This window comes from Ensifer sp. WSM1721 (assembly GCF_000513895.2).
Classification (GTDB): domain Bacteria; phylum Pseudomonadota; class Alphaproteobacteria; order Rhizobiales; family Rhizobiaceae; genus Sinorhizobium.
Genome location: NZ_CP165782.1, coordinates 3,030,291 through 3,055,601 on the forward strand (window position 1 = coordinate 3,030,291; position 25,311 = coordinate 3,055,601).

22 protein-coding genes are annotated in these 25,311 nt (G+C 63.4%); 3 read left to right on the forward strand and 19 right to left on the reverse strand.

Annotated features, from left to right (window positions below; genetic code table 11):
• Positions 1-22: 22 nt before the first annotated feature.
• The 5 genes from M728_RS14695 to M728_RS14715 all read right to left on the reverse strand — a co-directional run bounded on the left by M728_RS14695 (position 23) and on the right by M728_RS14715 (position 5,974).
• Positions 23-904 carry a F0F1 ATP synthase subunit gamma gene (locus tag M728_RS14695; RefSeq protein WP_026620025.1) on the reverse strand — a complete coding sequence of 294 codons (882 nt, stop codon included), beginning with the start codon at positions 902-904 and terminating at the stop codon, positions 23-25.
• Positions 905-931: 27 nt separating this feature from the next.
• Complete coding sequence (gene atpA, locus M728_RS14700; protein WP_026620026.1) at positions 932-2,461, reverse strand: F0F1 ATP synthase subunit alpha; 1,530 nt, start codon at positions 2,459-2,461, stop codon at positions 932-934.
• Entirely contained in the window at positions 2,461-3,027 is a 567-nt protein-coding gene (locus M728_RS14705) for a F0F1 ATP synthase subunit delta (protein WP_026620027.1), read from the reverse strand. Before M728_RS14705 ends, atpA begins: the two co-directional genes overlap by 1 nt.
• A gap of 239 nt (positions 3,028-3,266) precedes the next feature.
• Positions 3,267-3,653: a hypothetical protein gene (locus M728_RS14710; protein WP_026620028.1), complete on the reverse strand. Its 387-nt coding sequence runs from the start codon at positions 3,651-3,653 to the stop codon at positions 3,267-3,269.
• A 116-nt stretch (positions 3,654-3,769) separates the two neighbouring features.
• Positions 3,770-5,974 carry a primosomal protein N' gene (locus M728_RS14715; protein ID WP_026620029.1) on the reverse strand — a complete coding sequence of 735 codons (2,205 nt, stop codon included), beginning with the start codon at positions 5,972-5,974 and terminating at the stop codon, positions 3,770-3,772.
• 175 nt (positions 5,975-6,149) lie between these two features.
• Between M728_RS14715 and fsa the strand changes: the two genes are divergently transcribed.
• Positions 6,150-6,803 (forward strand): fructose-6-phosphate aldolase, encoded by a 654-nt coding sequence (fsa, locus tag M728_RS14720; RefSeq protein ID WP_026615525.1) that lies wholly within the window; start codon positions 6,150-6,152, stop codon positions 6,801-6,803.
• A 210-nt stretch (positions 6,804-7,013) separates the two neighbouring features.
• On the opposite strand, the gene M728_RS14725 is transcribed toward fsa, so the two are convergent.
• Entirely contained in the window at positions 7,014-7,928 is a 915-nt protein-coding gene (locus M728_RS14725) for a GNAT family N-acetyltransferase (protein WP_026620030.1), read from the reverse strand.
• 211 nt (positions 7,929-8,139) lie between these two features.
• On the opposite strand from M728_RS14725, the gene M728_RS14730 reads away from it, so the two are divergent.
• A complete protein-coding gene (locus M728_RS14730; RefSeq protein WP_034883386.1) occupies positions 8,140-9,075 on the forward strand; it encodes a tyrosine recombinase XerC in 936 nt (311 codons plus the stop codon).
• A gap of 88 nt (positions 9,076-9,163) precedes the next feature.
• Entirely contained in the window at positions 9,164-10,237 is a 1,074-nt protein-coding gene (locus tag M728_RS14735; protein WP_026620032.1) for a TraB/GumN family protein, read from the forward strand.
• Here M728_RS14735 and M728_RS14740 read toward each other — a convergent pair.
• The 13 genes from M728_RS14740 to M728_RS14800 form a co-directional block, all read right to left on the reverse strand.
• Positions 10,230-10,718, reverse strand: coding sequence for a DUF2867 domain-containing protein (locus M728_RS14740; protein WP_026620033.1), 489 nt, complete (start codon positions 10,716-10,718; stop codon positions 10,230-10,232). The genes M728_RS14735 and M728_RS14740 overlap by 8 nt on opposite strands.
• A 129-nt stretch (positions 10,719-10,847) precedes the next feature.
• Positions 10,848-12,254 carry a dihydrolipoyl dehydrogenase gene (gene lpdA, locus M728_RS14745; RefSeq protein WP_026620034.1) on the reverse strand — a complete coding sequence of 469 codons (1,407 nt, stop codon included), beginning with the start codon at positions 12,252-12,254 and terminating at the stop codon, positions 10,848-10,850.
• A gap of 40 nt (positions 12,255-12,294) precedes the next feature.
• Positions 12,295-13,047 (reverse strand): SDR family oxidoreductase, encoded by a 753-nt coding sequence (locus M728_RS14750; RefSeq protein WP_026620035.1) that lies wholly within the window; start codon positions 13,045-13,047, stop codon positions 12,295-12,297.
• Positions 13,044-13,550 (reverse strand): hypothetical protein, encoded by a 507-nt coding sequence (locus M728_RS14755; RefSeq protein WP_026620036.1) that lies wholly within the window; start codon positions 13,548-13,550, stop codon positions 13,044-13,046. The genes M728_RS14750 and M728_RS14755 overlap by 4 nt, the downstream gene beginning before the upstream one ends.
• Complete coding sequence (locus M728_RS14760; RefSeq protein ID WP_026620037.1) at positions 13,550-14,191, reverse strand: LysE family transporter; 642 nt, start codon at positions 14,189-14,191, stop codon at positions 13,550-13,552. Before M728_RS14760 ends, M728_RS14755 begins: the two co-directional genes overlap by 1 nt.
• A 177-nt stretch (positions 14,192-14,368) precedes the next feature.
• Entirely contained in the window at positions 14,369-15,622 is a 1,254-nt protein-coding gene (gene odhB, locus M728_RS14765; protein ID WP_026620038.1) for a 2-oxoglutarate dehydrogenase complex dihydrolipoyllysine-residue succinyltransferase, read from the reverse strand.
• Between the two features lie 60 nt (positions 15,623-15,682).
• On the reverse strand, positions 15,683-18,679 hold the full coding sequence (locus tag M728_RS14770; protein WP_026620039.1) for a 2-oxoglutarate dehydrogenase E1 component: 2,997 nt from the start codon (positions 18,677-18,679) through the stop codon (positions 15,683-15,685).
• A 242-nt stretch (positions 18,680-18,921) separates the two neighbouring features.
• The gene (sucD, locus tag M728_RS14775) at positions 18,922-19,824 is read right to left on the reverse strand and encodes a succinate--CoA ligase subunit alpha (protein ID WP_026620040.1); all 903 of its coding nucleotides are present in this window, start codon (positions 19,822-19,824) and stop codon (positions 18,922-18,924) included.
• A 6-nt stretch (positions 19,825-19,830) separates the two neighbouring features.
• Positions 19,831-21,027 carry an ADP-forming succinate--CoA ligase subunit beta gene (gene sucC, locus M728_RS14780; protein WP_026620041.1) on the reverse strand — a complete coding sequence of 399 codons (1,197 nt, stop codon included), beginning with the start codon at positions 21,025-21,027 and terminating at the stop codon, positions 19,831-19,833.
• Positions 21,028-21,060: 33 nt separating this feature from the next.
• Positions 21,061-22,023, reverse strand: a complete 963-nt coding sequence (mdh, locus tag M728_RS14785; protein WP_026620042.1) for a malate dehydrogenase — start codon at positions 22,021-22,023, stop codon at positions 21,061-21,063.
• Between the two features lie 183 nt (positions 22,024-22,206).
• Positions 22,207-23,361 (reverse strand): cell division protein ZapE, encoded by a 1,155-nt coding sequence (zapE, locus tag M728_RS14790; protein WP_026620043.1) that lies wholly within the window; start codon positions 23,359-23,361, stop codon positions 22,207-22,209.
• A 117-nt stretch (positions 23,362-23,478) separates the two neighbouring features.
• Positions 23,479-24,021 (reverse strand): protease inhibitor Inh/omp19 family protein, encoded by a 543-nt coding sequence (locus tag M728_RS14795; RefSeq protein WP_026620044.1) that lies wholly within the window; start codon positions 24,019-24,021, stop codon positions 23,479-23,481.
• A gap of 197 nt (positions 24,022-24,218) precedes the next feature.
• Positions 24,219-25,289, reverse strand: a complete 1,071-nt coding sequence (locus M728_RS14800; RefSeq protein WP_026620045.1) for an ABC transporter ATP-binding protein — start codon at positions 25,287-25,289, stop codon at positions 24,219-24,221.
• Between the last annotated feature and the right edge of the window lie 22 nt (positions 25,290-25,311).

Here is a 25,311-nt window from a genome sequence, read left to right on the forward strand (position 1 = left end):
TTCTGACCCTCTTCTCGTAACCTTAGAGCGCTTCCGCGCCAGAGATGATTTCAATGAGTTCCTTGGTGATCTGCGCCTGACGCTGACGGTTGTAGTTGAGCGTCAGCTTGTTGATCATCTCACCGGCATTGCGCGTCGCATTGTCCATGGCGCTCATCTTGGCGCCCATTTCGCCGGCGACGTTCTCGAGCAGGGCCCGGAAGATCTGCACGGAGATGTTGCGCGGTATGAGGTCGCTGAGGATGGCGCCGGCGTCCGGCTCATACTCGTAGATCGCCGATGCGCTCCCGACCTCGGCGGCAACCTCGCCGGCCGTCGCCGGGATGAGCTGCTGCGCCGTCGGGATCTGCGAAATGACGGACTTGAACTCGGAGTAGAACAACGTGCAGACGTCGAACTCGCCCTTTTCGAAGAGTTCGATGACCTTGTGCCCGATCCGGTCCGCGTTCTCGAAACCGATCTTCTTGACTTCACGCAGGTCGACGCGGTCGATGATCAGCGAAGCGAACTCGCGACGCAGAATATCGAAGCCCTTCTTGCCGACGCAGATGATCTTGACCGTCTTGCCCTGGGCAAGCAGCTTGCGCACATGATCGCGGGCAAAGCGGGCGATCTGCGAGTTGAAGCCGCCGCAGAGGCCGCGCTCGGCGGTGCAGACGATCAGCAGATGCGTATCGTCACGGCCGGTGCCCGTCATCAGCCGCGGCGCGGCGTCGTCCGCGCCGACCGCCTGGGCGATATTGGCGAGAACGGCAGCCATGCGTTGCGAATAGGGCCGGGCGGCCTCGGCCGCCTCCTGGGCACGCCGAAGCTTCGCCGCGGCGACCATCTTCATCGCCTTGGTGATCTTCTGCGTCGCCTTGACGGAGGCGATCCGGTTTTTCAGATCCTTAAGTGAAGGCATCCGTTGTCCGTCCTAGTTGAGGTCCGCTCAGGCGAAAGACTTGGCGAAGCTGTCGATTGCGGCCTTCAGCTTGGCCTTGGTGTCGTCCGAGATCGCCTTTTCCGTGCGGATCGTATCGAGGACGGCTTTGCCTTCCGAACGCAGGTAGGAAAGCAGGCCCTGTTCGAACTTGCCGACTTCGCTGACCGGCAGCTTGTCGAGGTAGCCGTTGACGCCGGCGAAGATGACCGCAACCTGTTCTTCCGTCTTCAGCGGCGAGAACTGCGGCTGCTTCAGGAGCTCGGTCAGGCGGGCGCCGCGGTTCAAGAGGCGCTGCGTCGCGGCGTCGAGGTCCGAGCCGAACTGCGCGAAGGCCGCCATTTCGCGGTACTGCGCGAGCTCGCCCTTGATCGAGCCTGCGACCTGCTTCATCGCCTTGATCTGGGCGGAGGAGCCGACGCGCGAAACCGACAGACCGACGTTCACGGCCGGACGGATGCCCTGATAGAACAGGTCGGTTTCAAGGAAGATCTGACCGTCGGTGATAGAGATCACGTTGGTCGGAATGAACGCGGACACGTCGTTGCCCTGCGTCTCGATGACCGGCAGAGCGGTCAGCGAGCCGGCGCCGTTGTCGTCGTTGAGCTTTGCAGCGCGCTCCAGAAGACGGGAATGCAGGTAAAAAACGTCACCCGGATAAGCTTCGCGGCCCGGCGGGCGGCGGAGAAGCAGCGACATCTGGCGATAGGCGACGGCCTGCTTGGAAAGGTCGTCATAGCCGATCAGCGCATGCTTGCCGTTGTCGCGGAAATATTCGCCCATCGTGCAGCCGGCGAACGGAGCGAGGTACTGCATCGGCGCCGGGTCGGAGGCGGTGGCGGCAATGATGATCGAGTACTGCAGAGCGCCGCGCTCTTCGAGAACCTTCACGAACTGCGCAACCGTCGAGCGCTTCTGGCCGATGGCGACGTAGACGCAATAGAGCTTGTCCTGCTCCGGGCCGTTGTCGTGGATCGGCTTCTGGTTCAGGAAGGTGTCGAGGATGATTGCGGTCTTGCCGGTCTGGCGGTCGCCGATGACGAGTTCGCGCTGGCCGCGGCCGACCGGGATGAGGGCGTCGATCGCCTTGAGGCCGGTCGACATCGGCTCATGCACCGACTTGCGCGGAATGATGCCGGGGGCCTTGATGTCGACGCGGGCACGTTGCTTGGCGTTGATCGGGCCCTTGCCGTCGATCGGGTTGCCGAGCGCGTCGACCACGCGGCCGAGCAGTTCCGGGCCGACCGGGACGTCCACGATGGCGCCGGTCCGCTTGACGGTGTCGCCTTCCTTGATGTCGCGGTCGGAGCCGAAGATAACGACACCGACGTTATCGGCTTCGAGGTTCAGCGCCATGCCGCGAATTCCGCCCGGGAATTCGACCATCTCGCCTGCCTGGACATTGTCGAGGCCGTAGACGCGGGCAATACCGTCACCGACGGAGAGCACCTGACCGACTTCGGAGACTTCTGCTTCCTGGCCGAAATTTTTGATCTGATCTTTGAGAATTGCGGAAATTTCCGCGGCGCGGATATCCATCAGCCGACCTCTTTCAGTGCAAGCTTAAGGGTAGAGAGTTTGGTGCGAAGGGAGGTGTCAATCTGGCGGGACCCGACCTTGACGATCAGACCTCCAAGAATAGACGGGTCGACGGTGACGTTGACCGCCACGTCTTTGCCGGTGACGCCTTTCAGCGTCGCCTTCAATTCGGTTTGCTGCGCTTCAGTCAGCGCATGCGCCGACGTCACGTCGGCAGTGATTTCACCGCGATGGCGCGCGGCAATCAGGCGGAAGGCCTTGATGATGCCCGGCAGCGCGAAGAGGCGGCGATTGCGCGCAACGACCTTGAGGAAGTTGCCGACCAGGCCGGCGATGCCGAACTGAGCAGCGATTGCCGAAACGGCCTTGAACTGGTCTTCCGCGGAAAAGACGGGACTGACGATGAGACGCTTGAAATCCTCGCTACCGTCGATCAGGGACTGCACGCGAGCGAGATCGGCACCGACCGCCTCGACCGAACCAGCATCGAGCGCCAGCTCGAAGAGAGAGGATGCGTATCTTTCTGCAACACCGGAAATAAGCTGGGATGTGTCTGCCACGGGCACAAGCTTCTCTCAAAATCATCCAAGAATGTCAGCTCCGGCGAACCGTCGACTTAACGTCTTGAATTTGCTGCAATAACTCGCAGGACATCGAGGCCGTTTCGACCCACTTCCCCCGCAATTCGCGGTTCGTCTAGCATAGGATGTTGGGACTCGCAACACGCCGTGGGCACGAATGCGGCATTACTCGGCCGCTTCGGCCGAATTTTGCGGTAAATAGTGTCGCACCCTGCTGCGGCCGATCAGATCAGCCCGAAAACATAGGCAAGCGGCAGGATTGCAAGTGCCGTTTGGACCACGAGTGCGCCCCAGTTGAAGAGCGTCGCGCCATTGTCGCTCATCATCGACAGGATGCGACCGAAGACCGCAAGCGCAAAGGCGGCGCCGACGGCGAGATAGACCATCGGCTGGGCGAGCAGGATCGCGCCGAGCCCCAGTCCGAGATGCATGCCGCCCATGGTGGAGCGAGCCTCCGCTAGGCCGCCGCGGCGTCCTTCCGCAATGCCGATCCCGGCGGCGCGAAAGGCGAGACGCGGCGCAAAGAGCATGACGACGCCGATCAGCGCCGCGACTGCTGCCGCACAAAACGCCAGGAACTCCCCGGTTTCTGTCGGGATGTAGAACTCCATTGCCGTCCCCGCTCTTGGACGCCTGCTTCGCATTAGCGCAAGCAGGTCGCACAGAGAGGTCTAGCGCATGTCTTGTCGGATGTGAATCGGTGCAGTGACAGACAGTGCATGGCGGTTCACAGAAAACTCTGCGGATCGATGTCCAACTGGACGCTGATCGACCCGCGTTCCTTCGGTCCGGCGGCGATCATCGCCTTTAGGAAAGACTGCATGTCGCTGTTGCGCCGCCCATGCACGAGAAGGCGGAAGCGATGCCGGCCGCGGATGAGCGCGAGCGGCGCCTCGGCTGGCCCGAGCACGGAAATCCCGTCGACGCGCGGAGCGGCGTTGCGCAATCCGCGGGCGTGACCTTCGGCATCGCCGCGCGTATCGGCCGAAACGATGATCGAGGCGAGCCGGCCGAAGGGCGGCAGCGCCGCCCTCTCCCGCTCCTGGATCTCGCGTTCGTAAAAAGCATCAGAATCGCCCGAGACGATCGCCTGCATCACCGGATGTTGCGGCTGATACGTCTGCAAGAGCCCGAGGCTTTTCAAACCGGTCCGCCCGGCGCGCCCCGTCACCTGAGACAAAAGTTGGAAGGTCCGTTCGGCGGCGCGCGGATCGCCGTTGGCAAGGCCGAGATCGGCATCGACGATGCCGACGAGCGTCATCATCGGGAAATTGTGGCCTTTGGCGACAAGTTGCGTGCCGATGACGATGTCCGCCTCGCCACGGGCGATCGCCTCGAGCTCCAGCCGCAGTCGCTTGACGCCCATGAGATCGGAGGAAAGCACGATGGTGCGGGCTTCGGGAAAATGCCGTTCGACCTCCTCGGCGATGCGCTCGACACCGGGGCCGCAGGCGACCAGATGATCGAGCGTGCCGCATTCGGGGCACGCCTCCGGCGTCCTTTCAGAATAGCCGCAATGGTGGCACTGGATCTGGCCGCGGAAGCGGTGCTCGACGAGCCAGCTCGAGCAGTCTGGGCACTGGAAGCGATGGCCGCAGACGCGGCAGAGCGTCAGCGGCGCATAGCCGCGGCGATTCAGGAACAGAAGCGCCTGCTCGCCGCGCGCGGTCGTCTTGCCGATCTGGTTCAAGAGCACCGGCGAGAGAAAGCCGCCGCGCTGCGGCGGGTGGCGGCGCATGTCGACGACGCCGAGATCGGGCAGCGCTGCGTCGCCGAAGCGGGTCGGCAGGTGGATCGGCCGGTAGCGACCGACTTCACCATTGACCCGGCTTTCGACCGACGGCGTGGCCGAAACCAGCACGACCGGAAAACCGCCGATCCGGCCGCGCACGACGGCCATATCGCGGGCGTTATAGAAGACGCGATCCTCCTGCTTGTAGGCCGGGTCGTGCTCCTCGTCGACGATGATGAGCCCGAGATCCTCGAAGGGCAGGAATAGCGCCGAGCGGGCGCCGGCGACGACGCGCACCTGGCCGGTCGTCACCTGGCGCCACACTTTTTCCCGCGTGCGCGGCGCGAGGTCGGAATGCCACTCGGCCGGCTTGGCGCCGAAACGCTCCTGGAAGCGCTCCAGGAAGCTGGCAGTGAGCGCGATCTCCGGCAGCAGGATCAGCACCTGCTTGCCGGCGCGCAAGGTGGCGGCGATCGCCTCGAAATAGACCTCGGTCTTGCCGGAGCCGGTAACGCCGTCGATCAGCGAGACGGAGAACTTGCGCTCTTCGACCGCCTTCAACAGGTCGGCGGCCGCATCTTTCTGAGCGCCCTCCAGACGAGGGGCGGCGAAATCCGGATCGGGCGCCGCGACGACGGGCGGCGGCGGCATGAATACCGTTTCGAACACGCCATGGGAGGCAAGGCCGTCGATGACGCTGGAGGAGACGCCCGCAGCATGGGCTAGCCCGGATCGGGTCCAGGAAAATCCGTCGCTCGCCGCGGCAATCACGCGCTCGCGCGCCGTCGTCATCCGCTCCGGTCGCATATCGGTCAGGCGCAGCGCTTCGACCATCGGCTCGGGATCGAAAGCCGTCGGCGCCCTGAGCGCCATACGGGCGACGAGCCCCGGAGGCGTCACCGTATAGGCCGCTACCCAGTCGAGAAAGGCGCGCATCTCGCGGTTGAGCTGCGGGCAGTCGAAGACCTTCTCGATCTCCTTCAGCTTCTTCGGGTCGACGTCGCTCTCCTCACCGCCATCCCAGACGACGCCGACGACGAGGCGGGGTCCGAGCGGCACCTGCACGATCGACCCGGGCTCGACAGCCATGTCGTCCGGCACCACGTAGGAATAGGCCTTCGGCGCCGGCATGGGCACCAGAACGGGCACCACGCGGCGGTCGAACAGGGCCCCGAATAAATCGGTTGAATCAAGAGTCATTTTGCCGTGACCTTGCCACCGCTTTCCGCTAAAGAAAACTGCGCAGCGAACCGCTGCCTTGCCGGAAGCAGGGTTTGTCACGGTTCCACCCGAGTTTCAACGCGCGCGATTTCCGTCCTGGAATTTCTGCCGGCGGAAAGGCGCCCGAACGGCTGACTGCCAAAGGAAGACTCCCATGAAATTTTTCGTTGATACCGCCGATGTGAAGGAAATCCGGGAACTGAACGATCTCGGCCTGCTCGACGGCGTCACCACCAATCCGTCGCTGATCCTGAAGTCGGGCCGCGACATCGTCGAGGTGACCAAGGAAATCTGCTCGATCGTCGAAGGCCCGGTTTCGGCCGAGGTGACCGCGACCGAATATAGCGAGATGATGAAGGAAGCGGCCGCACTTTCGAAGATCGCCGACAATATCTGCATCAAGCTGCCGCTGACGCTCGACGGTCTCAAGGCCTGCAAGGCCCTGACCTCCGACGGCCACCAGACCAACGTCACCCTCTGCTTCTCGGCCAATCAGGCCCTGCTTGCCGCCAAGGCCGGCGCGACCTTCGTCTCGCCCTTCATCGGCCGCCTCGACGACATCGCCTTCGACGGCATGGATCTGATCCGCGAGATCCGCCACATCTTCGACAATTACGGCTTTGAAACCGAGATCCTCGCCGCCTCGATCCGGACCGTCAACCACGTCAAGGAAGCAGCCCTCATCGGCGCCGACGTCATCACCGCTCCGCCTGCAACGCTGAAGGCGCTGGTCAAGCATCCGCTGACCGACAAGGGCCTCGAGATGTTCCTCGCCGACTGGGCGAAGACCGGCCAGAAGATCGCCTGATCCTTCGACCTCGATTGGACGAACCAAGGGCCTCGCAGCGGTGCGGGGCCTTCCTGCGTTCGGTCGCACCGCGTGGGATCTGCCTTCGCCCTAACCCCTTCCCGCAGGCGGAGAGAGGGTTGAGGGCCCCCGCGAGTCCCTTCGCCCCGCTTGCGGTAGAGAAGGTGGCCGGCAGGCCGGATGAGGGGCAACAAAAACGGACCTGTCTACTCACTCGGCCCGGACGGACGGCGCGAACATCGCATCGCTATCCTTGGCAAGCTCGACGACCGTATGGCGCTCGAGTGCGCGGGTCACTTCCATCGGGTCGCCATCGAGCGCCTCCGGAGGAATAAGATTGCCGACGCGAAAATCGAAAAGGTCGCCCTTTTTGTTCAGGAGCTCGTGGAAGACGGTCATGTCGCGCAGTTCCGTCGACCATTTTGCGAACCAATAGAACAGCCCGGAATTGCGCGCGCTGATGTGGACGGGAAGGACCGGCAGACCATATTTGCGCGCGAAGCCGACGGCGGAGCTTTTCCACGGGCGCTCATTGAGCCGCCCGTCCGCCCAATAGGCGATACGCCCGGACGGGAAGAGCACCGTCGCCTTGCCTTCCTCGATCGCCCGGTTGGTCACCAGCAAGGTCTCGCGCGCCTTGAGCTTCGATTTGTATTCCTCCCGCCATTCAACGGGGATGACCATTTCGACGAAGCGCGGATTGACCCGGATGGCATCGCGATTTGCGAAGAACATCATGTCCGGCCGGCGGCTCTTCAGGAGGTCAAAAACCGCGATGCCGTCCGCAATGCCGGTCGGATGGTTGCTGACGAGCAGAAAGCCGCCCTTCTCCGGGATGCGCTCGGGCTTGTCGGCGCGAATGTCGAGCGACAGCAGCGCGCTCAGGTGCTCGAAGGCCTGGAAGCCCGGCATGTTGCCGACCGCATTGGCAAATTCGATCGCCTTGCCGTAGTTGAGGAGCGTGTAGAGAAAGGGCCGCATGACAGGCCACAAGGGATGGCGAGCGATCCTCTGGCCGCGCTCGGCGATCAGCGTATCGACGATATGGCCGGGACGCCCTTGCGAGACCAGCGCAATTGCCTCTGCAAAATGCGCCAGAGCGCTCGCCGAATCACGTCTTGCCATGGTCCCATCCGCCGCTGCTGACCGAAACATCGCAGTTCAATATGATCGAACAATGACAAATTCCAAGTGCTTATCGGCAAACAACTGTCTGTTAGCAAAAACATAAGGCGCCCGATGGCATGCTCGACGCAACCAAATCAACGAAGGAAGCAGGGTGCGGGCGGAAAATCGCTGAGATATTCCTCATCCCCTGGTGATCGCTGGACCGACGATGAACGAGCTTCTTGTGATTGGCCATCCCGAAGTGATGGCGGAGCGTAAGCGGTGGCTTGCGAGCCTCGCCGAGGAACGCCGGCTTTCGGAAAAGACCATCGACGCCTATGAGCGAGATACGCGGCAATTCCTGACCTTCCTGACGGGACATCTCGCCGGGCCGCCCCGGCTTGCTGATATCCGTGCCCTGCGTCCGGCCGATCTGCGCGGCTTCCTCGCGCATCGGCGCAAAGGCGGCGCCGGCGCGCGCACCCTCGGGCGCGGACTGGCGGGCTTGCGCTCTTTCCTGCGATATCTCGAGAAGAACGGCCTCGCCAATGCCGCGGGCGCCGGCGCCGTGCGTTCGCCGAAGCAGCCGAAATCGCTGCCGAAGCCGCTGACCGACCGCGAGGCGCTGAAGGTCGTGACGGCCGACGCGCAACTCGCGGAGGAGCCTTGGATCGCAGCACGCAACGCCGCCGTACTCACGCTGCTCTACGGCTGCGGCCTGCGCATATCGGAAGCGCTCGACCTTACGCCCGGTGACTTTGCGGATACGGTGACATCACTGCGCGTCACGGGCAAGGGCGGCAAGACACGGATCGTGCCGTTGATTGCCGCGGCGGGCGAGGCGGTCGTGGTTTACAGAAAGCTCTGCCCCTACCACCTCGCTCCCGGTGAACCGCTCTTCCGTGGTGCCCGCGGGGCGAGGCTCCAGCCCGCGATCATCCAGCGCGAGATGCAGAAGCTGCGCGCGGCACTCGGCCTCCCCGATTCGGCGACGCCGCACGCGCTGCGCCACTCCTTCGCCACCCATCTTCTCGCGGGCGGCGGTGATCTCCGCACCATTCAGGAACTGCTGGGCCATTCCAGCCTCTCGACGACGCAGGTTTATACCGGAGTCGATTCCGCGCGGCTCCTGGAAATCTACGACCGCGCTCATCCCCGCGCCTAAAATCCGGCATGCTTGTCCGTTAACCAAGCTCGTTAAGGAACCCGTGACCGAGGGGGCGTAGGGTTCCAGCTTATTGCCGGGGGCACCCATGACGACGATCACCAGACCCGTTCGCGATCTTGCGGCCAAAGCGGCCGACGGCCTCTTGGCGCTCATTGCGCTCCTGCATGTGGTCCTTGCCGGAAGTCTCATCATCGCATTGCTCTCCGTGTCGGCAAGGGCGGAAGACGCGGATTGCGGCGGCGACAACATATTGACGGCACTCGAGCGCTCCGACCCCGCCCGATTGGTGGCTCTGCGCGAAGAGGCCGCGGCCATCCCCAATGGAAAGGGCCTTCTCTGGAAAATCGAGGGCGGGCGCTCTCAACCTTCGTTTCTGCTCGGCACCATGCATGTGACCGACCCGCGCGTGCTGGCAATGCCAGCCGGTGCCACGGATGCTTTCGCCGAAGCTCGGACCGTTATCGTCGAATCCGACGAGATCGTCGACGACAAGAAGGCCAGCGCCGCTATCATGATGCGGCCCGACCTCACCATGTTCGCCGATAACAGGACGATCAACGACTTCCTGAAGCCGGAGGATCGGGCGCGCCTCGAGACGGGACTGAAGGCGCGGGGAATTCCCCTGCCGCTCGTAGCCAAGATGAAGCCCTGGATGATCGCAAGCTTCGTGGCGTTGCCGACCTGCGAGTTCTCGCGCAAGGCAGCCGGCGCCTCGTTCCTCGACAAGAAGCTCGCGGAGGATGCGGTGAAAGAGGGCAAGAGCTTGAGGGGCCTGGAAACGCTGGTCGAGCAGCTTGCGGCCATGGATTCGCTGCCGGTCGAACTGCATCTAAGCGCACTGATCCAGACGCTCGCCCTCGGCAAGACCATGGACGACGTGCTCGCAACGACCACGGACCTCTATCTCTCCGGCGATACCGGCATGATCATGCCGATGATGAAATTCGTCTCCGCGGATGTTTCGTCGGACGATGTCGGCTATGCGGATTTCGAGCAGCGCATCATCATCGACCGCAACAAGATCATGGCGGAACGGGCTGCGCCCATGCTGAAGGATGGCGGCGCCTTCATGGCCGTCGGCGCCTTGCATCTTCCCGGCAAGGAGGGCCTCGTGGAGCTCCTGCGGCAGCAGGGATTTACCGTGACACCTGTCAACTGACCGCCGCTCGCGGCCGGTCGTTCAACCCCGCCAGCAATGTCGGGACGATCGCCTTGTGGAAGGGCATGACGGCAGCGAGATAGAGCCGGCCGAAAAAATTCCTACGGCGCACCAACGTGGTCATGCCGATAACCTGGCTGTCGGCCGGCCCTTCGCGCACATCGACGACGATACGGAAATCCAGGTGGCGGTCATCATAGCCGACAACGGCTTCGCGATCGTCGCTGTGCAGCAGCGGAAAGGTGCCGATCAGGCCTGAATGCGCGGGGGGCGCGGCTGCGTTCAGACCGATGAGAGACGCGAGGCGGTTGCGCAATGCGAGGAGACTCTGCACCCAGCCGGGTGCGCTTCCAAGCGCTCGCCGCGCCGCCTCGGCCGCAGTCATCCGCTCGCCGAAAACGAGAAGTTCGTAGCGGTCGGCCCAGTCGGCTCCGGGAAGCCAAGTGTTCGGCAGCCTGGCGGCAACGCTTCGTGGTCTCATGAACGCTTCCCTTTCGCCTTCGCCAGTTCCGCCGATCTGAGGCGGTCATGGCTGCGGTGAATGGTCCATGATTGCGCCGGATTTCGGCGCGAAGCAGGGAGCCACTTGTCGCAGCCCCCGCGCGATTTGTCACATATGGATCGGCTTGAAGAAGGTAGAGAGCGCCGCCTCCTTCACCGCTTCCGACATCGTCGGGTGAGCGTGGCAGGTGCGGCCGAGATCCTCGGATGATCCGCCGAACTCCATCAGCACCGCGATCTCGTGGATCATCTCGCCGGCGCCGAAGCCGATGATATGGCCGCCCAATACGCGGTCAGTCTCCTTGTCGGCGAGGATCTTGACGAAGCCGTCCGTCTGCAGCATCGCGCGGGCACGACCATTGGCCGTGAAGGGGAACTTGCCGACCTTGTAGGCGACACCGGCAGCCTTCAGCTCCTCCTCGGTCTTGCCGACCGAGGCGACCTCCGGCTGGGTGTAGACGACGCCCGGAATGACATCATAGTTCACATGGCCGGCCTGTCCGGCGATGATTTCCGCCACGGCGACGCCTTCGTCTTCCGCCTTGTGGGCGAGCATCGGGCCGCGCACGACGTCGCCGATCGCGTAGATGCCGGTGATGCTCGTCTGGAAATGATGGTCGATCTCGATGCGGCCGCGCTGATCGAGCACGACACCTGCCTTCGCGAGACCCATATTCTCCGTGCAGGGCTTCCGGCCGGTCGCGACCAGTACGACGTCCGCGTCGAGCGTTGTCGATTCGCCGCCCTTGACCGGCTCGAAGGTGACCCTTGCGCCGCTGCCAGGCTTCGTAACGCCCGTCACCTTGGCACCGAGCTTGATGTCGATGCCCTGCTTCGTCAGCATCCGGTGGAGCTGCTTGGCGACCTCGCCGTCCATGCCGCCGAGAATCGTGTCGAGGAATTCGATCACCGTCACCTTGGTGCCGAGGCGCGCCCAGACCGAGCCGAGCTCGAGGCCGATGACGCCGCCGCCGACGACGATCATGCTCGCCGGCACCTTTTCCAGTTCAAGCGCGCCGGTCGAGGAGACGATGACCTTCTCGTCGAATTCGAGCTGGACGCCCGGAATGCCGGCGACGTCCGAGCCGGTGGCGATGACGACATTCTTCGCTTCGAGGACCTGCTCCTCGCCCTTGTCGTTGGTGACGGAAACCTTGCCCTGGCCGAGAACCTTGCCCAGGCCCTGGAAGCCATCGATCTTGTTCTTCTTGAAGAGGAAGGAGACGCCGTCGACATTCGCCTTAACGGTCGCGTCCTTGTGGGCCATCATCTTTTCAAGATTGAGCTTCGGGCCTGCGACCTCCACGCCGAGCGCGTCAAGGCCGTGCTGCGCGTGATGGAACATCTCGGAAGCATGCAGCAGAGCCTTGGAGGGAATGCAGCCGACATTGAGGCAGGTGCCGCCATAGGTGGCGCGCTTTTCGATCACGGCAACCTTCATGCCGAGCTGCGCCGCCTTGATGGCGCAGACATAGCCGCCGGGGCCGCTTCCGATGACGATGAGATCATAAGCCATTTGGTAATCCTTCTTGGGAGGACGGTCTTTAAGAGGACGATCATCGCCCGCCGCTGACAGTGAGAATGGCTCCGGTCACATAAGTCGCCTTATCCGACAGGAGATAGAGAATTGCGTCGGCAACTTCGCCGGCTGTGCCGGGACGCTGCATGGGAATGGAAGGCGCCATGTCACGGGCGCGATCGGGCAGCCCGCCGGACGCATGAATTTCGGTGTCGATGATTCCGGGACGCACCGCGTTCACGCGGATGCCCTCCGAGGCTACTTCGCGCGCGAGCCCGACGGTGAAGCTGTCGATCGCGCCTTTCGCGGCAGCGTAGTCGACATATTGACCGGGAGCACCCAGCACGGCCGCGACGGACGAGAGATTGACGATCGCGCCGCCCCGCCCGCCGTGACGCGTCGACATCCTCATGACCGCCTCCGCGGCGCAGCGGATCGAGCCTGTGACATTAACGCGAAACATCCGCTCCAGCCGCTCGGGCGAAATCTCGTCGATGCGCTGCGGCGCGCCGACAATGCCGGCATTGTTGACGAGCCCGTCGAGGTGACCGAAGGCGGCATCGACCGCGGCGAAAATCGCTTGCACCCCGCCTTCGGTACCGACGTCGCCCTCGACCGCAATTGCGGTACCTCCGGCATCCGATATACGGCGAACCACGTCCTCCGCCGCCTGCCGGTTGGACGCATAATTGACGGCGACCCGCCAGCCCTCGTCAGCCGCTACAAGCGAGACTGCAGCACCGATCCCGCGGCTGCCGCCTGTGACGAGAAGCACGCGCCCGTCGCTCATTTGGCGCATCCCTTGAACACAAAGACGTCGGAGCTGTCGGCATTCGCCTTGCCCTCGCCCCAGGCGCTCGACGCACGCAGCGACGGGCCGAAATCAGGCAGCAGGATCTGCTCGGCGGCCGGCGCATCCTCAGCCTGAAGCAGGTCGATACGGCCGCCCTTGTCGACCGTGTAAATCACGCCCTGCCAGACGGTGCAGGCCTCAAGTTCCGCGCCGGTCACGTCGCCCGTCGGGCAATTATTCATGACGATCCCGTTCGCGCGCAACGGCTCGCCGGACTGCATCACGACGCCGTCGAGCAAAAGCTCGGTCTCCCCGACCTTGACCTTGAAGTGATTGCTGGTGACGGCTGCTTCCGACCCGACCGGCTCGAAGCGCAACTCGTAAGTGCCGGCCGGATCGGCATAGATCGCATGCGCCTGCCTGCACTCGTCCGCGAGCGCGGGCGTTGCCACGAGCACGGCCGCAAGGGCGGCGAGACGGACGGTCCGGCCGCTTGTCATCAGGCGGCCTTTTCCGTCGCGAGCTTCAGCCCGAGCGCGATGAAGACCATGCCGCTCGCCCGGTCGATCCACTTGCTCGCCCGCGTGAATGCGGCGCGCATCCGCGGCGTCGTCATGAACAGGCTGACGCCGACGAACCAGAGGATGAGCGCGCCCGCCATGACGAGGCCGTAGCCGAACTTGACCATCATCGGCGTGTGAGCGCTGACGACGGTCGAGAAGATCGACAGGAAAAAGAACACCGCCTTCGGGTTGAGCGCATTGGCGGCGAAACCGAGGCCGAAGGCCTTCAGTGCCGATTGCCCCTTGGCTTTACCGGCATCCGCGCCCGCCTCGACCGCGATCTCCGTCTGACCGGCACGAAGCGCCTTGATGCCGATGTAGATGAGGTAGGCGACGCCGCACCATTTGACGATGTTGAAGAGGTAGATCGACTGGGAAATGATCAGCCCCAGGCCGAGAATGGTGTAGGTGACGTGGAACATCAGCGACGTGCCGATGCCGAACGAGGTGATGATCGCCTGGCGGCGACCATGCACCAGCGATTGCCGCATCACCATGGCGAGATCGGCCCCGGGGGAAACGATGGCGAAGGAAAAGATCGCCATCAGCGATGCGAGTTCGAACAGATAGTTGCTCATGCCTTTGCGACCGGTGCTTTGAAGACCCAGATGGAGCCGGAGAGAGCCTGAATGCGCGCATAACGTGCCTCCCAGACCCTAACCTCTAGCGCCATGGCTGTCGATTCCCTGCTGGTGCGTCGACGGGGACGGCGAGCGTGGAGGAGAAGGAAACGGGGGCTCACGCCCCCGCCTCCTTTAGAGATCGAGCACGAGGCGCTCCGGATCTTCGAGGCTTTCCTTGACGCGAACGAGGAAGGTCACTGCTTCCTTGCCGTCGACGATGCGGTGATCGTAGGAGAGCGCCAGATACATCATCGGGCGGATGACGACCTGGCCGCCGATCGCCACCGGGCGGTCCTGGATCTTGTGCATGCCGAGAATGCCCGACTGCGGCGCGTTGAGGATCGGCGAGGACATGAGCGAACCGTAGACGCCGCCGTTGGAGATGGTGAAGGTGCCGCCCTGCATGTCCGCCATCGAGAGCGTTCCGTCACGCGCAGCCTTGCCGAGCCGGCCGATTTCCTTCTCGATTTCGGCGATCGACATCTGATCGGCATCGCGCACGATCGGAACGACGAGGCCCTTTTCGGTCCCGACAGCGACGCCGATGTGGCAGAAGTTCTTATAGATGATGTCGGTGCCGTCGATCTCAGCGTTGACAGCCGGCAACTCCTTGAGCGCATGCGTCACGGCCTTGGTGAAGAAGCCCATGAAGCCGAGCTTCACGCCGTGCTTCTTCTCGAAGATGTCCTTGTACTTCGAGCGCAGGCTCATGACGGCGCTCATGTCCACCTCGTTGTAGGTGGTGAGCATGGCGGCGGTGTTCTGCGCATCCTTGAGACGACGGGCGATCGTCTGGCGCAGGCGGGTCATCTTGACGCGCTCTTCGCGACCGGCGTCTTCCGCCGGTGCCGGCGCACGGGCCTGGACCTTGGCCGGCTCGGCCGCGGCGGGCGCCGAGATGCCCTTGGAAATCGCAGCGAGCACGTCGCCCTTCAAGACCTGGCCCCGCTTGCCCGAACCGTCGAGCTGATCGGCGGAAAGGTTGTTTTCGGCGATGAGCTTGGCGGCAGCCGGCGCCGGCGGCATCGATGTAGGCGCCTGCGGCGCGACAGCGGCTGCCGGTTGCGCAGCGGGCGCTGCGGCGGCCGGGGCGGCAGCGGGCTCGGGCTTCTTCTCGGCCGCAGTCGCAGCCGCGGGGGCAGCGCCCGCACCTTCGGCGATCTGCCCGAGCAGGGCGCCGAGGCCGACGGTTTCGCCCGCTTGCGCGACGATTTCGCTGAGCGTGCCGGCGGCCGGCGCCGGAACTTCGATCGTCACCTTGTCGGTTTCGAGCTCGAGGATCGGTTCGTCGGCCTTGATCGCGTCGCCGACCTTCTTGAACCAGGTGCCGACGGTCGCTTCACTGACGGATTCGCCAAGGGTGGGAACGCGGATTTCTGTTGCCATGATTTTTGTTCCGTTGATCAGATATCTGTTTCTGTCGATTGGCAGGCTGTGAGGGCTCGATCAGCCCCCCAGCGCATCCTCGAGGAAGGCGGCAAGCTGCGCCATATGCTTGGACATCAGGCCGGTTGCCGGCGAAGCGGCGGCCGGGCGGCCGGTGTAGCGCACCCGCTGGTACTTCGCGTCGATATGAGCAAGGACCCATTCGAGATAGGGATCGATGAAGGACCAGGCCCCCATGTTCTTCGGCTCTTCCTGGCACCAGACCATCTCCGCATGACGGAAGCGGCTGAGCTCGTTGATCAGCGCCTTGGCCGGGAACGGATAGAGCTGCTCGACGCGCAACAGATAGATGTCGTCGATACCGCGCTTCTCGCGCTCTTCGAGAAGGTCGTAATAGACCTTGCCCGAGCACATGACGACGCGACGGATCTTCGAATCCTTCTGCAGCTTGATCGGGCCGTCCTTGATGACCTCCGCATCGTCCCAGAGCAGCCGGTGGAAGGAGCTCTCGCCGGCCATTTCGGAGAGGCTGGAGACTGCCCGCTTGTGCCGCAGCAACGACTTCGGCGTCATCAGGATCAGCGGCTTGCGGAAATCGCGCTTCACCTGGCGGCGCAGGATATGGAAGTAGTTCGCCGGCGTCGTGACGTTGGCAACCTGCATGTTGTCTTCCGCGCAGAGCTGCAGGAAGCGTTCCAGACGTGCGGAGGAATGCTCCGGCCCCTGGCCCTCATAACCATGCGGCAGCAGGCAGACGAGGCCGGACATGCGCAGCCACTTGCGTTCGCCCGACGAGACGAACTGGTCGAAGATCACCTGCGCGCCATTGGCGAAGTCGCCGAACTGGGCCTCCCAGAGCGTCAACGCATTCGGGCGGGCGAGCGAATAGCCGTATTCGAAGCCGAGCACCGCCTCTTCCGAGAGCATCGAGTTGATGACCTCGTAGCGCGCCTGGGTCTGCGAAAGGTTGGCGAGCGGGATATAGCGCTCTTCGGTTTCCTGGTCGTAGAGAACCGAATGGCGCTGCGAGAAGGTGCCGCGCTCACAGTCCTGGCCGGACAGACGGATCTTCGTACCCTCCGTGACGAGCGTGCCGAAGGCGAGCGCCTCCGCCATCGCCCAGTCGATCCCCTCGCCGGTCTGGACCATGTTGGCGCGGTTTTCCATGAAGCGCTGGATGGTGCGATGCGCGTTGAAACCGGCCGGGATCTCGGAAAGCTTGCGGCCGATCTCCTTCAATTGCTTCATCGGCACAGAGGTCCTGCCGCGGCGCTGCTCATCCTGGTTGTCGGCGGTGCGCAGGCCCGACCAGGCGCCGTCGAGCCAGTCGGCCTTGTTCGGCTTGTAGGACTGGCCGGCCTCGAATTCCTGCTCGAGATGGGCGCGCAAGTCCGCCTTCATCTTCTCCACGTCGCCCTCGGTCATGAGACCTTCGGCGATCAGACGCTGCGAATAGAGCTGGACCACCGTCTTGTGGGCGCGGATGGCGCGATACATCTTCGGCTGCGTGAACGCCGGCTCGTCGCCCTCGTTGTGGCCGAAGCGGCGATAGCAGAACATGTCGATGACGACCGGCTTGTGGAACTTCATCCGGAACTCGGTCGCGACCTTGGCGGCGTAGACGACCGCTTCCGGATCGTCGCCGTTCACGTGGAAGATCGGCGCCTCGATCATCTTCGCCACGTCCGAAGGATAGGGCGAAGAGCGCGAGAAGGCCGGGTTGGTCGTGAAGCCGATCTGGTTGTTGATGATGAAATGCACGGTGCCGGCAACGCGATGACCGCGCAGGCCGGACAGGCCGAGAATTTCGGCAACGACGCCCTGGCCGGCAAAGGCTGCATCGCCATGGAGCAGCAGCGGCATGACCTTGACGCGCTCGCGCAGCGGAATGATGTCGCCCTCGAAGACGGTAGCGATCTGGTCCTGCTTGGCGCGCGCCTTGCCCATGACGACCGGGTTGACGATCTCGAGATGCGACGGATTCGCCGTCAGCGACAGATGCACCTTGTTGCCATCGAACTCGCGGTCGGAAGAGGCGCCGAGGTGGTACTTCACGTCACCCGAGCCTTCTACGTCGTCGGGCGCATAGGAACCGCCCTTGAACTCGTGGAAGATGGCCCGGTGCGGCTTGGCCATGACCTGCGAGAGCACGTTCAAACGGCCGCGATGCGCCATGCCGAGGACGATCTCCTTGAGACCGAGCTGTCCGCCGCGCTTGATGATCTGCTCGAGCGCCGGGATCAGCGATTCGCCGCCGTCAAGGCCGAAGCGCTTGGTGCCCTTGTATTTGACGTCGATGAACTGCTCGAAGCCTTCCGCTTCGATGAGCTTCTGCAGGATCGCCTTCTTGCCCTCGGGGGTGAATTCGACGCCCTTGTCCGGGCCCTCGATCCGCTCCTGGATCCAGGCCTTCTCTTCCGGGTTGGACATGTGCATGAACTCGACGCCCATCGTCGAGCAATAAGTCCGCTCGAGAATCTCGACCATCTCGCGCACCGTCGCGTATTCGAGGCCGAGCACGTTGTCGATGAAGATCTTGCGATCGTAATCCTTCTCCTCGAAGCCGTAGGTCTTCGGCGAGAGCTCGTCGTAATCCTCGACCGGATCGGCAAGACCGAGGGGATCGAGCTTGGCGTGCAGATGGCCGCGCATGCGATAGGCGCGGATCATCATGATAGCGCGCACGGAATCGCGGGTCGACTGGTGAACCTCGGCCTCGCTGACCGGAACACCAGCGACGGCGGCGGCCTCCTCTGCTTTGGCCTTGACCTTCTTCTCGATGACCTTTTCAACCGTGCCCCAGTCACCGTCGAGCGCCGAAACCAGTTCGCCATTGGCGTGAATAGGCCAATTGCTCTTCTTCCAGGAGGCGCCCTTGGCCGCCTTCACCACATCTTCGGGCCTGTCGGCGAGCGCCTTGAAGAAGGATTGCCATTCGGCCGAAACGGAAGACGGATCCGCTTCATAGCGCGCGTAGAGCTGCTCGATATAGGCGGCATTGGCGCCGTCCAGAAACGATGTGAGCTGGAATTGCTCGTTGGCCTCTTGCCTTGTCATGGTCTCTCGCGGACTTGAGCCCGCCTCCTGACTTAAGTTGGGTTGCCGGGTTGTCCCGGTCATGTTTGCCTAATCCCGGATCAGGATGGTCTTCCAACAGTTGGACGCGTCCAGTCCGGCTTGCGTCGGTCGGAGCGGGATGCGAGCGTTTCGCCCATCGACATCTTATCCGGCCGCTTAATCATGGTGTCTTTCGTGGCTCCAATGGGGCGACCGTATGCCGCCCCATCGCACTGTTGTGGTCAGCCCTTGAGAACTTCGACCAGCGTCTTGCCGAGGCGGGCCGGAGACGGCGAGACGCGAATGCCGGCGGATTCCATTGCCGCGATCTTGTCTTCCGCGCCGCCCTTGCCGCCGGAGATGACGGCGCCGGCATGGCCCATGGTGCGGCCGGGAGGCGCCGTGCGGCCGGCGATGAAGCCGACCATCGGCTTCTTGCGGCCGCGCTTGGCTTCGTCCTTCAGGAACCGCGCCGCATCCTCTTCCGCCGAACCGCCGATCTCGCCGATCATGATGATCGACTTGGTCTCGTCGTCGGCAAGGAACATTTCGAGCACATCGATGAACTCGGTGCCCTTGACCGGGTCGCCGCCGATGCCGACGGCCGTCGTCTGGCCGAGGCCTTCATTGGTGGTCTGGAACACCGCCTCGTAGGTGAGCGTGCCGGAACGCGACAGCACGCCGACCGAACCCTTACGGAAGATGTTGCCGGGCATGATGCCGATCTTGCATTCGTCGGGCGTCAGCACGCCCGGGCAGTTCGGGCCGATGAGGCGCGAGGACGACTTTTCGAGCCGCGCCTTGACCTTGACCATGTCGGCAACCGGAATCCCTTCGGTGATGCAGACGATGAGCGGGATTTCCGCATCGATCGCCTCGATGATGGCCGCGGCAGCACCCGCCGGCGGAACATAGATCACCGACGCGTTGGCGCCGGTCGCCTCGCGGCCTTCGGCGACGGTCGCGAAGATCGGAAGCTGCTCGCCCTTGGCGCCGGTCCAGGTCTCGCCACCCTTCTTCGGGTGGATGCCGCCGACCATCTTGGTGCCGTTGTAGGCAAGCGCCTGTTCGGTATGGAAGGTGCCGGTCTTGCCGGTCAGGCCCTGGACGAGAACCTTGGTGTCTTTGTTGATCAGAATGGACATGAAACCTCAGGCTCCCTTCACGGCTGCAACGATCTTCTGGGCGGCATCGTCCAGATCATCGGCGGAGATGACGTTGAGGCCCGATTCATTGATGATCTTCTTGCCGAGTTCGACATTGGTGCCTTCGAGGCGCACGACGAGCGGCACCTTGAGGCCGACTTCCTTGACAGCAGCCAAAACGCCTTCGGCGATGACGTCACACTTCATGATGCCGCCGAAGATGTTGACCAGGATGCCCTTCACCGCCGGATCTGCGGTGATGATCTTGAAGGCGTGCGTGACCTTTTCCTTCGAAGCGCCGCCGCCGACATCGAGGAAGTTCGCGGGCTCGGCGCCGTAGAGCTTGATGATGTCCATCGTCGCCATGGCGAGACCAGCGCCGTTGACCATGCAGCCGATATTGCCGTCGAGGGCCACATAGGCGAGGTCGTGCTTGGAGGCCTCGATCTCCTTCTCGTCCTCTTCCGTCGTGTCGCGCAGCGCGACGACATCTTCATGACGGAAGAGCGCATTGCCGTCGAAGGAGACCTTGGCGTCGAGCACGCGCATCCGGCCGTTCTTCATGACGATCAGCGGGTTGACCTCGAGCAGGCTCATGTCCTTTTCGACGAAGGCCTTGTAGAGGATCGGGAAGAGCTTTTCGGCGTCTGCGCGCGCTTCGCCTTCGAGCTTCAGCGCGTCGGCCAGGGTCTTCAGATCGTCAGCGGTCACACCCTTGTCCGGGTCGATCGCAACGGTGACGATCTTTTCCGGTGTGTGCTCGGCAACCGCCTCGATGTCCATGCCGCCCTCGGTCGAGACGACGAAAGCGACCCGGCCGACGGAGCGGTCGACGAGGATCGAGAGGTAGAGCTCGCGCTCGATGTCGGCGCCGTCCTCGATATAGAGACGGTTGACCTGCTTGCCGGCCGGGCCGGTCTGCTTGGTCACCAGCGTGTGGCCGAGCATTTCCTTGGCATTGGCAACGACCTCTTCGACCGACTTCGCCAGGCGCACCCCGCCCTTGGCATCGGGGCCGAGTTCCTTGAACTTGCCCTTGCCGCGACCGCCGGCATGGATCTGGCTCTTCACGACGTAAAGCGGGCCCGGCAGCTTTTTCGCGGCTGCCTCGGCTTCGTCGGCGGAGAAGATCGCGACGCCTTCCGCGACCGGCGCGCCATAGCTCTTCAACAGAGCCTTGGCCTGGTATTCATGGATGTTCATGGGTTCTTTCCTGTCTGATAGGCCGGAGGGCGGTTACTTCAGGCTGGGGGCGATGTTGATGCAGGCTTCGCAAAGACCGGCAACAGCCGCCACCGACTTGTCGAAGGCTTCCTTCTCACCCTTGTTGAGGTCGATCTCGATGATGCGCTCGACGCCACCGGCACCGATCACCGTCGGTACGCCGACATACATGTCCTTGACGCCGTACTGGCCGGAAAGATGGGCCGCGACAGGCAGCACGCGCTTCTTGTCCTTGAGGTAGGCTTCGGCCATCTCGATCGCGGATGCGGCCGGCGCGTAGTAGGCCGAACCGGTCTTCAAGAGGCCGACGATCTCGGCGCCGCCGTCACGGGTGCGCTGGATGATCTGGTCGAGCTTCTCCTTGGTGGTCCAGCCCATCTGGACGAGGTCCGGCAGCGGAATGCCGGCAACCGTCGAGTAGCGGGCGAGCGGTACCATGGTGTCGCCATGGCCGCCGAGCACGAAGGCGGTGATGTCCTTGACCGAAACGTTGAATTCCTGGGCGAGGAAGAGGCGGAAGCGCGAAGAGTCGAGAACGCCGGCCATGCCGACGACCTTGTTCTTTGGCAGGCCCGAAAACTTCTGCAGTGCCCAGACCATGGCGTCGAGCGGATTGGTGATGCAGATGACGAAGGCGTTCGGAGCGTATTTCTTGATGCCGGCACCGACCTGTTCCATCACCTTGAGGTTGATGCCGAGCAGATCGTCGCGGCTCATGCCGGGCTTGCGCGGAACGCCGGCGGTGACGATGCAGACATCTGCGCCTTCGATCGCCGCATAGTCGCTGGCACCCGTGAGCGATGCATCGAAGCCTTCGACCGGAGAGGACTGCGCGATGTCGAGGCCCTTGCCCTGCGGGATGCCGTCGGCGATGTCGAAGAGGACGATGTCGCCCAGCTCCTTCAGGCCGGCGAGATGCGCCAGCGTGCCACCAATCATCCCTGAACCGATAAGTGCGATCTTGTTGCGCGCCATGAAAGTGCTTCCTTTGTGATCCCAATATGATCGAGGCCTGAAACGCGGCAAACGCCAAACCTTCGGAAAAGCCACTTAAACGGCAAAAGGTAAAATATCAATCCATACTTTTGAGCAGAGCAATTTCAATCGGTTAGATCAAAAAATTCTTACGTAAACGTAAGAATATCCGTCACGATTGTGTCACTGAACACCGGAATCTACCGGATGTGCGGCGATATATTCCTCGCTCTGCATCTCGATCAGACGCGAAACCGTCCGATCGAATTCGAAGCCTTCCGTGCCTTTCTTGGCAGTGAGCAGATGCTGCGGCTCGGCGACGGCGGAGGCGAAAAGGCGCGCGCCCTGATCGTAAAGAGCGTCGACGAGAATGATGAATCGCTTCGTCTCATTCCGCAGATGCGGTCCGAGATGCGGCACGTGATCGATGAAGATCGTGCTGTAATGCGTCAGGAGTGCGAGGTAGTCGGCGGCGCCGAGCGGCGCGGCGCAGAGATCGGCGAATGTGAAGCGGGCGCTTCGGCCGGCCGCCGCCGGTATGCGGATCATGCGGCCCTTGCGCCCGATCTCGGCGGAGGCGACCGGCGCCCCGCCCGTCTCCTGGTACCAGGCTCGGTCCATGGCGGCTTCCGTCTCCGGCCCGAGCGGCGACAGCCATACGGGCGTTCCGTCGGTCTTCTGAAGGCGATAGTCCGTATCCGTATCGAGGGAGATTATTTCCGCGTTCGCCTTCAGGAGATCGATGAAGGGCAGAAAGAGGCCGCGATTGAGACCATCGCGGTAGAGATTGTCCGGCTCGACATTGGAGGTCGCGACGAGCACGCAGCCCTTGGCGAACAGCTCGCCGAAAAGCCGCGCCAGGATCATCGCGTCGGCGATATCGGTGACGGTGAACTCGTCGAAACATAAAAGCCGCGCCTCACCGAAAAGCTCGGAGGCGACCGGCGGGATGGGGTCCGCCTGCTTCGTCTCGCCGTTCTTGAGCTTCTGCCGATGCTTGTAAATGCGCTCGTGCACGTCGGCCATGAATTCGTGGAAATGGGCGCGCCGCTTGCGCTGGATCGGCACAGCGTCGAAGAACATGTCCATCAGCATGGTCTTGCCGCGGCCGACGCCGCCGTGGATATAGAGGCCCTTGACCGGCGCGTGATCCTTCTTGCGCGCGGCGAAAAGCCAGCCGAGCGCGTTGGCCTTGCGCGACGGACGGCTGGCGAGCAGTTCCGCCGTCAGATTATCGAGCCTGCGCGCGATTGCAAATTGCGCCGGGTCGCGCTGCCGCTCGCCGGCGGTAACGAGCGCTTCAAGCTTGTGGTGAATGCTGTCGTCGGGGTTGAGCACGATGCGTCCGGGTGTGCCAGGAGGCTTGTTCTGAAGGTGAGACGCAGGCTGCAGGCGGAAGCCCCACCCCGGCTACAGGCCGTTTGAAGGTCCGGCGCGAAGCCGGAGCGGAATCACTCAGCGGCTGAGGCTGACCGGCTGCCCGCCATTTGTCGAGCCGTCGAAGCGCGCATCCGCCGTCTTGTAGAGACGAGCGATCGGATTCCCGCTGCGGTCCTTGAGCACGACCTGCTTTCCGGTCACCTCCCAGGAACCCATGGTCGTCAGCTCGCCGGCGCAACCGCGAGTGCCGCCGCGCGAGCCGCTGCCAAGATTGGTAAGCGTCAGGAACATGTCGCAGGAGCTGCCAGCGCTCGATACGCGCCAGTTGCCGACCATCGATTCCTTCGTCACGTCGAGCGCATTGGTCGCCGCTGCGACCTCCGTACCCGCCGGCGCGCCGGGCGTTGCGGTGCCCGCGGTCGGCGCCGCCGGAAACTGCGATGCACCGGCCGTCGGAGCCGGAAGCTGGCCCGAGGAAACCGAGGGTACGGGCTGCGCCTGTAGGGGGGCGGGGCCGGGAGAAACATCCCGGGAACCGAAACCACCGAAGGACGTCCGCTGGCATCCGGTCAGCGCAAGTACAATCGCCAACCCGGCCGCCGCATGTAAAACCCGCATATCTTCACCCCCGAGATTGTCCGCGAACCATGATGCAACGCGATAATAAAGGCCGAATTACAGCAAATCCACCTTTCAAATCAAGGCGAGCCATTTCACTCTCGTCGGTTATACGATTGAAGATGCCAACCCGACACGGGCTCGCAGGCCGTCGCGCGAGCGCCATCCGGCATCGTTGCGGCGGCCTGCCGCGGCGTTCAGAGCGCGGCGCCGCTCTGCCGGTCGAAGACGTAAACCTGGCTGCGGTCCATCGCCGCCTTGAACAGGGTTCCGTGCCGGGCCGGGTGATCGCCGTCGACGACGGCCGTGATCTGTTCCCCGGCGAATTCGAAGAGGACATGCGTCTGGGCGCCGGTCGGCTCGACGAGCAATGTCCGCCCGACAATGGCGTTACCCTTATCGCCGGCGACGAAATGCTCCGGCCGCAGCCCGATGCGAACCGCCTGCCCGAGCCGCACCTTGCGCTCCGGCGCGATGCGGATCGCCGATCCGTCCCGGAGGCGCACCGCCGGCTCGCCGTCTGCGGCCTCGACTGTCCCGTCGAGCACGTTCATGGCCGGTGAACCGATGAATCCCGCGACGAAGAGGTTGGCGGGCGTACGGTAGAGCTCCAGCGGCGTCCCCACCTGTTCGATACGGCCGCCGTTCAGGACGACGATGCGGTCGGCGAGCGTCATCGCCTCGATCTGGTCGTGGGTGACGTAAATCGAGGTGGTGGCGACCTTCTGGTGTAAGGCCTTGATCTCGGTCCGCATCTGGACCCGGAGCTTGGCATCGAGATTGGACAAAGGTTCGTCGAACAGGAAGACGGCCGGATCGCGGACGATCGCCCGGCCCATGGCGACGCGCTGGCGCTGGCCGCCGGAAAGCTGGCTCGGCTTGCGGTCGAGAAGCTCCGTCAACGCCAGCATGCGCGCCGCCTCGCCCACCCGTTTGTCTATTTCCGGCCTGGGAAGCCCGGAGAGCTTGAGATTGAAGCCCATGTTCTCGGCCACCGTCATGTGCGGATAGAGGGCGTAGGACTGGAAGACCATCGCGATGTTGCGTTCGCGCGGCGTCAGCGGATTGACGACCTTGCCGCCGATCAGCACCTCGCCGTCGGTGATCTCCTCCAATCCGGCGATCATGCGCAAGAGTGTGGACTTGCCGCAGCCGGAGGGACCGACGAGGGCGATGAACTCGCCCTCTCCGATCGAAAGCGACACTCCGTGGATCACCTCGAGCACACCGTAGCTCTTGCGGATGTCCCTGAGTTCGACCGATGCCATGATGCTTGCTCCTTGAAACGAG